At 45.5% G+C, this 9,585-nt stretch carries 7 protein-coding genes; 6 read left to right on the forward strand and 1 reads right to left on the reverse strand.

Going from position 1 to position 9,585, the window contains the following annotated elements; all coding sequences use genetic code 11:
- Positions 1 to 64: 64 nt before the first annotated feature.
- From IM477_RS03965 to IM477_RS03975, 3 genes are all read left to right on the forward strand, one after another.
- On the forward strand, positions 65 to 1,564 hold the full coding sequence (locus tag IM477_RS03965; RefSeq protein ID WP_287730613.1) for an SLBB domain-containing protein: 1,500 nt from the start codon (positions 65 to 67) through the stop codon (positions 1,562 to 1,564).
- Positions 1,565 to 1,921: 357 nt separating this feature from the next.
- Positions 1,922 to 2,881: an aldo/keto reductase gene (locus IM477_RS03970; RefSeq protein ID WP_287730614.1), complete on the forward strand. Its 960-nt coding sequence runs from the start codon at positions 1,922 to 1,924 to the stop codon at positions 2,879 to 2,881.
- Positions 2,882 to 2,991: 110 nt separating this feature from the next.
- Complete coding sequence (locus IM477_RS03975; RefSeq protein WP_287730615.1) at positions 2,992 to 3,567, forward strand: Alr1449 family protein; 576 nt, start codon at positions 2,992 to 2,994, stop codon at positions 3,565 to 3,567.
- Here IM477_RS03975 and IM477_RS03980 read toward each other — a convergent pair.
- On the reverse strand, positions 3,550 to 5,193 hold the full coding sequence (locus IM477_RS03980; protein WP_287730616.1) for a CocE/NonD family hydrolase: 1,644 nt from the start codon (positions 5,191 to 5,193) through the stop codon (positions 3,550 to 3,552). The genes IM477_RS03975 and IM477_RS03980 overlap by 18 nt on opposite strands.
- Before the next feature lie 135 nt (positions 5,194 to 5,328).
- On the opposite strand from IM477_RS03980, the gene IM477_RS03985 reads away from it, so the two are divergent.
- From IM477_RS03985 to IM477_RS03995, 3 genes are all read left to right on the forward strand, one after another.
- The gene (locus IM477_RS03985) at positions 5,329 to 7,023 is read left to right on the forward strand and encodes an ABC-F family ATP-binding cassette domain-containing protein (protein WP_287730617.1); all 1,695 of its coding nucleotides are present in this window, start codon (positions 5,329 to 5,331) and stop codon (positions 7,021 to 7,023) included.
- 50 nt (positions 7,024 to 7,073) lie between these two features.
- The gene (locus tag IM477_RS03990; protein WP_002760875.1) at positions 7,074 to 7,529 is read left to right on the forward strand and encodes a peroxiredoxin; all 456 of its coding nucleotides are present in this window, start codon (positions 7,074 to 7,076) and stop codon (positions 7,527 to 7,529) included.
- Positions 7,530 to 8,021: 492 nt separating this feature from the next.
- The gene (locus IM477_RS03995) at positions 8,022 to 9,365 is read left to right on the forward strand and encodes a chloride channel protein (protein ID WP_287730618.1); all 1,344 of its coding nucleotides are present in this window, start codon (positions 8,022 to 8,024) and stop codon (positions 9,363 to 9,365) included.
- Positions 9,366 to 9,585 lie beyond the last annotated feature (220 nt).

Here is a 9,585-nt window from a genome sequence, read left to right on the forward strand (position 1 = left end):
GTTAGATGCGATATTACACGGGGTTTCCATAGGCGATCGACTATTTGTGCTACACTGATCGCCAATGTTAACGATAAAATTAATCCTATTGATCATGTTAAATAGCAACCAATTACAGGATTTAATCAGTAAATCCCTACGTTATCTGTTAATTATCGGCACTATTGCCCCCCTAACTTCCTTAGAAGCCCGCCCAGTCCAAGCCACTCCTCCGAGTAGTCCTGCACCCGCTAAAGAGGCGATTGCCCCTATCCCCGCAGAAAGCAAAGAGTACACCCTAGGAGAAGGGGATAAAGTCCGCGTCACCGTTTACCAAGTCGCGGATTTAAGCGGCGATTTCCTCGTTTTAGCCGATGGAACCCTGACTTTACCTCTGATTGGTAGCGTCAAAGTGGAAGGAATGACCGTCACCGAAGCCGGCCAAACCTTGGCCAAACGTTACACCACCTATCTCAAACGTCCCGTGGTTACTGTTAGCATTCTCACCCCCCGGCCTCTGCAAATCGCCATCGCGGGGGAAGTCAATCGTCCGGGTACTTACACAATTAACCCCGAACAAAGCCAAAAAACGCCCCTATTGACCGAAATAATCCGGCAAGCGGGGGGAGTGACTACGGTGGCCGATATTGGTCAAGTTCAAATCCGACGCAACCTCAAGGGACAAGAACAGCTAATTCAAGCGAATCTCTGGCAATTAATCCAAAAAGGCGATAAAACCCAAGATATTAGCCTCAGAGATGGTGATAGCATCGTTATTCCCACCAAAACAACCCTTAGCGTCGGGGAAGTCAATCAATTAGCCGATGCCAATTTTGGACTAGATAGCGATCGAGAAATTAATGTTACTGTGGTGGGAGAAGTTTATCGTCCGGGGTCCCATCGCATTGTCCCCACTGCCAACAATAACAATAACAACAATAATGACCAAGATCGCGGCGGCACCAGGAAACCGGCCCGACTAACCCAAGCTATCCAACAAGCGGGAGGCATCAAACCTCTGGCCGATATCCGACAGGTACAAGTGCTGCGTTATACTCGTGACGGTTCCCAGCAGAAAATCCCCGTAGATCTCTGGAGTTTGCTCGATAAAGGTGATATGACCGGCGATATCTTTCTTCAAGAAGGGGATACAGTGATTATCCCCACTGCTACTGAAATCTCGGCCAAAGAATCGGAAACCCTAGCATCGGCCAGTTTTGCCCCTAAAACCATTAACGTGAAAGTGGTCGGGGAGGTGAAAAAACCGGGGACAATTGAAGTTCCTCCCAATACCCCTCTCAATCAGGCAATTTTAACCGCAGGAGACTTTGATAAGCGTCGGGCCAATCAGTCCACAGTGGAATTAATTCGTCTCAATCCTAACGGGACCGTCACCAAAACCTCAATTAACATCGATTTTTCCCAGGGTATCAACGAGAAAACTAACCCGATTCTCCGCAATAATGATGTGGTGGTGGTTCATCGTAGCGGTCTGGCCTCTGCTACCGACACCCTCGGCACGGTTTTAAGTCCCTTTACTGGTCTGACGGGTTTCTTCAACGGATTTTTTAATCTTTTCCGTTAAAAAAGTTTACTTTACCCCGATGTCAATAGCTAAGTAATCGAGCTAATAATAGATATAGAAACGGCAAAAAGTCGTGAGCAGTCACGGCTTTTCTGCTCAATAGACTCAGGAAAGAAAACTATGATTTTTCTCCTTACTCTAGCCCTAATCGCCCTGTCGATTAGCTACAATGTTCAAGGCGAAATAATTAGCCTCAGTACCCGCTTATTAGGTCTTTTTTGTGGCTTGTTAAGTTTGTTCTTTACACCCCTACCGGTAAAAGTTTTTATCCTTGTCACCTTAGTCCTCTTCAGCTGGGATTTTCAGCCCTAAACCCGACTGAAAACCTAAGCATACTTAACCCATCAAAAAACTGTTATGCAAAAACGCTATCTCGGTCAGACTAATATAGAAATTACTCCCCTTCTCGTGGGTACTTGGCAAGCAGGAAAAAAGATGTGGGCAGGTATTGAAGATGAGGAAAGTATTAAAGCAATTCGTGCCGCTTTTGAGGCAGGAATTACCACTGTAGATACAGCCGAAATCTACGGGGAAGGTCACTCGGAATTGATTGTCGCTCAAGCTTTAGCTGATGTGCGAGAACAGGTAATTTATGCCACAAAAGTTTTTGCTAATCACCTCAAATATGAGCAAGTTATCGCAGCTTGCCATCGCTCTTTAAAAAACCTCCAAACTGATTATATCGATCTTTACCAAATTCATTGGCCTAGTGGCTCATGGAACACGGAAATAGTGCCTATTTCTGAAACTATGGCCGCTCTTAATTATCTGAAAGCACAGGGAAAAATTCGAGCTATAGGGGTTTCCAATTTCTCCCGCTCTCAACTGGAAGAAGCCGGTCAATACGGCAGAATTGAGAGTATTCAACCTCCCTATTCTCTGTTTTGGCGCTCGGTAGAAAAGGAAATTATGCCCTATTGTATAGAAAATAATATTTCTATTCTGGCCTATTCTCCCCTTGCCCAAGGTTTATTAACAGGAAAATTTAGAAACGGTTATCAGTTGGCAGCGGAGGACCATAGAATTAAAAATAAACTCTTTCATGGCGAAAACTTTCAGAGGGTACAAGCGGCTTTAAATCAATTAGAACCGATTGCTGACCGCTATAATTGTTCCCTAGCTCAATTATCTCTTGCTTGGTTAATTAAGCAACCCCAAACTAATGCAATTGCTGGGGTAAGAAATGCTGCTCAAGCAGTTAATAACGCTCAAGCAATGACAATTAATTTAACCCCAGAAGACCTAAAATTAATTGATAATATTGGTAAACAGGTAACTGATTTCTTGGATGATAATCCCGTGCTGTGGGATTTCTAAAAATTATACAGCAGTTATCTTAAGGGTGAGGATAGAAGTTTTGGTTAATTCCCAGGAAAAAGCCTGTATAATGACAGCTATAGTCCGATTCTTACCGCAGGATTATCCCTATGGCTAAATCCAAAAAACACAATCTGCAATGGATCAAAGAAACCCTCGATTTAAATCCAGATCATAACTGGAAATCTAGTCCGGGTAACAGTATTTTTGTAGCTGGTCGCGGTGCAGTGCGCTTTGAAGTTCCTCAAGATTGGCATTTTGAACCCGATGATAATTCCTTTCGTTTTTTAGATAGAAAACCACCCGATGATGATTGTCGTTTAGAGGTTTCCTATAATCTACTTCCCCCCGGAGATTGGAAAGAATTACCCCTGAAAGGAATGGTCAAAAAATTAGCTCGTGAAGATAGCCGCAATCCTCACGAAATCGGCGAAGTTATCCAAGAAAAACGCCAAACCGTACGCATTGTTTGGGTGCAAATTCAATTCATCGACCCCCAAGAAAATCGGCCAGCTTATTCGCGCATTGCCGTGGGTATTGGTTCCGGGGTTCAATGTTTAATTACTATGGATTATTGGGTCGATGATGCGGAAAAATTCACCCCCATCTGGGATACGGTTATCTCCTCCCTGGTGTTAGGTTTATACATTCGCGATCCCCGCAGCGGTTTAGCTTTCCCCGACTAAAGGTAATAGCAATTTTGCGGGAAAATTTCCTTGACAAAAAACCTTAATTGTGATAGTAGAAAAATCGATCGCTCCACTTGCGTGGGGATAGCTGCCGGTCCCCGCATTGACGGGATGTGCAGGAAAGCAAGAGGCACTCAGACTTAAACGCAAGCTATGACCTTGAGGAATAGTGATAAAAGTGGCTTGCATGGCAATATTTAGGGGCGATTCGGGATTATTTACCCGTTTATAACCCTGAGTGATATTAAAAACCCGACCATCGGGGGTAACTTGAGAAACCACCGCGCAGATATCGAAACTAACCGCATCTGCTTGACAATAACAATCCAGACGGGGACTGCCCAAAATCGTTAAATCTTTCTCTAGGGGGGGAGAAGTGTAGGTAATCACATCACTGCGACAGTCTAGCATGGTGCGGTCGAATATTCCCCCCGGTAGGGCGCTATGACCTCCTAAAGATGGGACCGGTCGCCAAGGATCGTGAACGATGGTATCCTCGATCGCAGGTTCTAACAAAATCGCGCTTAATTTCCCCTCATCCTCGCGCAGATTGGCTAAACCTTGACTAGCAAGATAATAAATTTGCTGATTTTCTCCTGGAAACTGCTCCAGATATTGCCATTGATTAGACCCCATTTGAAATAGATACAGGGGAGGATTTTCAAATAACTCCACTTCCTGACCTTTTAAGAAATAATCAAACCATTGCAGCTGCATTTTATCCACGGGACTAATTGCCTGTTGACCATAATCTATCTCTCCTACTTTTCTCCCCCAGGGTAGATGAGTCCAAGCACCAATAATTAGCTGTTGGGGATAGATAGAACGCGCTTGCATTTCTTGGTATAAACCCAAAGTTCCCCGGAGATGAGGATCGAACCAACCCCCGATATGTAACATCGGTAAATCGATATTTTTTAACAGGTTTTGCGGTGATAAATTTTGCCAATAGTCATCGGGAAGATAACGAGTAATCCAATCGTGATAAAAAGAATCAGCAGCTAAATCTTGCAGAATTTGGGGAGAGGCAGCAATAGGATCAAAAAGGGGTAAGTTTCGGGAAGCTACCCAGAGTTTTTGATAGGCAGTTTCGTCCCCTTTTAATCTAGCTGTTTCCGCCGCTAATTGTATTGCCCAAGCGAGATTATATTGTAAATTAAATGCTTCATTTTCATAGCCCCAATCTCGATATAAATCGTGAGCGATCATTGCTGGGCAAATAGTTTTTAAAGCAGCATGACCATTAGTAGCGGCGTATAATTGAGTCATTCCCTGATAGGAAAAACCATACATTCCCACCACACCCGTATTATTAGGAATAGTTAAAACCCATTCAATGGTTTCTAATCCGTCGCTAATTTCATGGGCAAATAAATTAAAATTTCCCGTCGAGTTTCCCCGTCCCCGGACATCCTGAATTACCACAATATAACCCTGACGTGCATACCAGCTAGGATGGGCATAAACCACCGTAGAAGCGATCGCTTTTCCGTAGGGTTGTCGCATTAGTAAAATGGGCAAAGATTCCCTACTATCGGGACGATAAATATCGGCAACTAAACTAATTCCATCTCTGGTGATTAAACTAGCCGTTTCTTTTTTTATGGGGTAGGGATTAAACATTATTATCTCTTTCAGATCAAAAATACTGTCGGGTGGCTCAATCGAGAAAACTTGACAAAGACCAGATAAAGCTTAACTAAATGTTACAATAGAGGCGGACTGCCTCAACTGCCTAGGACTGGAGAAAAATCAGCGATGCTACGACTAGAGAGAATTAGTAAGATTTACCCGACGGGAGAAGTGTTAAAAGATGTCACTTGGGAAGTAAAAACTGGCGATCGCATCGGGTTGGTGGGAGTCAATGGGGCCGGAAAATCCACCCAGCTGAAAATTATTATGGGGGAAGTGGAACCCACCGCCGGAGAGATCATCCGTCCTACCAGTCTCCATATCGGCTATCTTACCCAAGAATTTGACGTGGATCCCCGTCGGACGGTACGGGAGGAATTTTGGACGGTGTTTCAAGAAGCGAATCAAGTCCACCATCAACTAATAGAAATTCCCCAGCGCATGGAAAAAGCTGATCCCGAAGAATTAGATCGCTTAATTCATCAATTGGATCGCCTACAAAGACAATTTGAAGCGTTAGATGGTTACGGATTAGAAGCGCGCATCGAGAAAATTTTACCAGAAATGGGCTTTACTAGCGATGACGGCGATCGATTGGTAAGTTCCTTTAGTGGTGGTTGGCAAATGCGGATGAGTTTAGGTAAAATTCTCCTGCAAACTCCCGATATTTTACTCCTCGATGAACCGACTAACCATTTAGACTTAGAAACCATTGAATGGTTAGAAAAATTCCTCAAGGATTTAACTACTCCCATGGTCATAGTTTCCCACGACAGGGAATTTCTCGATCGTCTCTGTACCAAAATTGTCGAAACTGAAAGGGGAGTTTCTACCACTTATTTAGGTAATTATTCTGCCTACCTACAGCAAAAATACGAACAACAATCCGCTCAGTTAAGTGCCTACGAACGTCAACAAAAAGAACTAGAAAAACAGCAAGCTTTCGTTGATCGGTTCCGGGCCAGTGCCACCCGCAGTACCCAAGCAAAAAGCCGGGAAAAACAATTAGAAAAGGTAGAAAAAATTGAAGCACCAATTGCCGATGTGCGTACCTTAAAATTCCAGTTTCCTCCAGCAGTGCGTAGTGGTCGGGAAGTGGTAACTATTAAAAATATTGTTCACATTTACGATGATAAAATTCTCTTTTTGGGAGCAAATCTGGAAATAGAAAGGGGCGATCGAGTGGCGTTTTTAGGTCCCAATGGTGCAGGAAAATCCACGCTTTTACGTTTAATTGTTGGGTTAGAAGCTCCCACAGAAGGCTCGATCGAAATCGGTAAACATAACGTTATTCCTAGTTATTTTGAGCAGAACCAAGCGGAAGCTTTAGACCTAACTAAAACTGTTTTAAATACCATTCATGATGAAGTTCCCGATTGGAAAGATGTGGAAGTTCGCAGTCTTTTAGGGCGATTTTTATTCAGTGGGGAAACGGTATTAAAAAAAGTAGAATCTTTGAGTGGTGGCGAAAAAGCGCGTCTTGCTTTAGCCAAAATGTTACTTGCTCCCGCTAACTTATTAATTCTCGATGAACCCACTAATCACCTCGATATTCCCGCCAAGGAAATGTTAGAATCGGCTTTAAAAGTTTATGAAGGCACGGTTTTAATTGTTTCCCATGATCGTTATTTTATCTCCCAGGTAGCTAACAAAATTGTCGAGATTCGGGAGGGCGAATTAATTGCCTACGCAGGAGATTATCACTATTATCTAGAAAAACTAGACGAAGAAAAACAAAAAGCCGAACAAAAACGCATTGAAGCAGAAAAAGCGGCCAAAGCCGCCGCTAAACGGGCTAAACAAAAGACCAAAAAAGGTTAAAATGTTAAAGTATCACCCTATCCACGATTATCTATTCATTAATTAATCTTATGGCAGCTATAAAAGTAGGCGATCGAGTTCCCAATTTTTCTCTCCCTTCCCAAACAGGGGCAACGGTTAATGTCAGCGATTTAATCGGTAAAAAATCCCTGGTAATTTATTTCTATCCCAAAGATGACACTCCGGGTTGTACCGCAGAATCCTGCGCTTTCCGCGATAGTTACGAAGTGTTTACCGATGCGGGTGCGGAAGTTATTGGTATTAGTGCCGATAGTCCCCAATCTCATCAACAATTTGCCCAAAAATATAATCTTCCCTTCACCCTTTTAAGTGATAGCGATAACCGAGTCCGTAAATTATTCGGTGTTCCCTCTACCTTATTCGTCCTCCCCGGACGAGTTACCTATATCATTGATCAAGAGGGAATCGTCAGACATATTTTCGATTCTATGTTAGATTTTAAAGCTCACGTTACCGAATCTTTGAACACAATTAAATCTTTTTAGGTTGATGATTATGCAAGAAATTAAAACATCTATCCGATAATTAGGCTGGTTCTGACTTAAAAATAAAATTAATGGTGTGTTAATTTTGACTAACACACCCTCATTCTGCTTTAGTTATTGGCAAAAATGACGGCTGGAAACAGAAGGCTAACATAGGCAAATCTAACACCCAAAAGTTTGTCGTTATTCCTTATAAACGTCTAATTGAAATGTTAACTTATACTAAATCCGTTGAGTAGTGGTTTCAAGTGACAACATCCTAAGAAAAGGATTCCCAAATCCGTTCAGCTATGGGATAGAGAGGTGCGTAGTTCAGCCAAGTAGAATTAATCTCTCGAAGTAAAAGTGAAGGGAATTTCTCAAATGGAATTCAGTCTGTTTATATTTGACTATACTTTTACTAACTATAGAGTAAAGACTTTCAGGGTGTTTTGCTTGACCACTCCAATGGACTGGCTATAGGAACGATAAAAGTTCACCTTTCTTGGCACGATGCTAAATAACAAACTACAACTTCTGTTAACCAGGGTAGGCCCATGGGCTGTTGGCGGCCTGCTCGGCGGTTTGATCGGCTCTCTGGCTGCGGTACTGCTGACTGAGGCAATTAAGCAAACCCTCAGGATTGCCTCTGACCTAGGCAACGTCTGGCTACTGCTGCTGCCTCTGGTGGGCGTTACCTTAGCAGTGCTAGTCCTGTTTGGACTGGGTAGAGGCCAACCCGTGCAGACCTTAGCTCCCCGGGGGGCAACTTCCTCTAGTCGCTGGGGTTCTCTCATGGACTGGTACTCCTTCCCCCATGACATTGCTCGCGCCGACCTGACCGGTGACGTGGTGAACGCATCCGGCGCGGAAGAGCGGTTCCCTTGGAATCTAGCCCCCTTGCGCGCCCTGGCCATCCTCTCCACCGTTGGACTGGGTGCGCCCATGGGAACAGAATCGCCGGCAGCTCATATTGGCGTGGCGACGGGAACCTGGTTGGGTAGCATAAATCCAGCCCTAGGTCAACTGGTGCGGCCGCTGGCCATCGGTGGCGGTGCGGCCAGTGTTTCTGCCCTGATGGGAATCCCTCTGGTGGGCAGCTTCTTTATGTTTGAGTTGAGTCAGCGACGCCAGGTTCCGATCACCCCGGAGCGGGCAGCGGCGATGTTAGCCGGGGGACTGGTGGGATGGGGAGTCAACGCTGCCTTTAAGCTGCAACTGATCCGGCTGGTCGTGCCGCAGGTTGCCCCGACTGACTTCTGGGATGCGGTGGGTGTCACTTTGTTGATCGGAGTGATCGCCGGCACGATTACAGCCCTCACCGGTGAGGCGATCTACTGGGCCAGAGGCTTGCGGGACAGGCCCGCCACGCGTCTTCTGATCGGTGGCCTGGTGATGCTATTCTTGGCGATCGTGATCGGACAGGTGGCGACCCCCGCAGCGGCTTTTGGGCCGGGGGGAGCCGCTATCGTCTGGGCCGAAAACATTACAACAACTCCTTACCATCTGTTAGCGGTAGCTCTGCTCCGGGCCGCGGCCACCACCGCTGCCGTTTTAGCCGGGGGCTGTGGCGGCGTGTTTGTCCCTTTTCTGGCGATCGGCGACCTCAGTGGCCGGGTGTTCGCAACCACCTTTGAGATTTCGGGGGATCTGGCGGGTGCGGCGGGGGCAGCGGCCGGTATTGCTGGCGGCTATCGCCTACCTCTGACCGCCATGGCGATGGTGCTGGGGGTGGGTGGCCCGGGGGCAGCCCAGCTAACCTGCCTTGCCACAGTGGTGGTCGCCGCCCTTTCGGGATTGGTGGCCGCACGGGCAGCCAATCAACTCTCCAGTTCCCTGCGCGCAATGTTCCGCTAGAAGCCACCGTCAGGGGATTGACAATCTCCGCACTTTTAGGGCGGAGATTCTTGGGCAACATCTTGCCTCTACTAGCAACCAGCAATTCTCAGTTTTAGACATAGCAAGCCTTTTAGGGATTTAAAGAACATTTTAAAGGGGGATTTTTGGGGCAACTTTGGGTGTACTATCACGTCAAAAGCCTGAAGACTCGTGACATGAAATTTGCAATCCCATTGAA

It is taken from the genome of Microcystis sp. M090S1 (assembly GCF_020246295.1).
Taxonomy (GTDB): Bacteria; Cyanobacteriota; Cyanobacteriia; order Cyanobacteriales; family Microcystaceae; genus Microcystis; species Microcystis aeruginosa.

Bases quoted from the DNA above. Each gene is read 5' to 3' on its own strand.
- IM477_RS03965 (WP_287730613.1), top strand. From the start codon at position 65: ATGTTAACGATAAAATTAATCCTATTGATCATGTTAAATAGCAACCAA.
- IM477_RS03970 (WP_287730614.1), top strand. From the start codon at position 1,922: ATGCAAAAACGCTATCTCGGTCAGACTAATATAGAAATTACTCCCCTT.
- IM477_RS03975 (WP_287730615.1), top strand. From the start codon at position 2,992: ATGGCTAAATCCAAAAAACACAATCTGCAATGGATCAAAGAAACCCTC.
- IM477_RS03980 (WP_287730616.1), bottom strand. From the start codon at position 5,193: ATGTTTAATCCCTACCCCATAAAAAAAGAAACGGCTAGTTTAATCACC.
- IM477_RS03985 (WP_287730617.1), top strand. From the start codon at position 5,329: ATGCTACGACTAGAGAGAATTAGTAAGATTTACCCGACGGGAGAAGTG.
- IM477_RS03990 (WP_002760875.1), top strand. From the start codon at position 7,074: ATGGCAGCTATAAAAGTAGGCGATCGAGTTCCCAATTTTTCTCTCCCT.
- IM477_RS03995 (WP_287730618.1), top strand. From the start codon at position 8,022: ATGCTAAATAACAAACTACAACTTCTGTTAACCAGGGTAGGCCCATGG.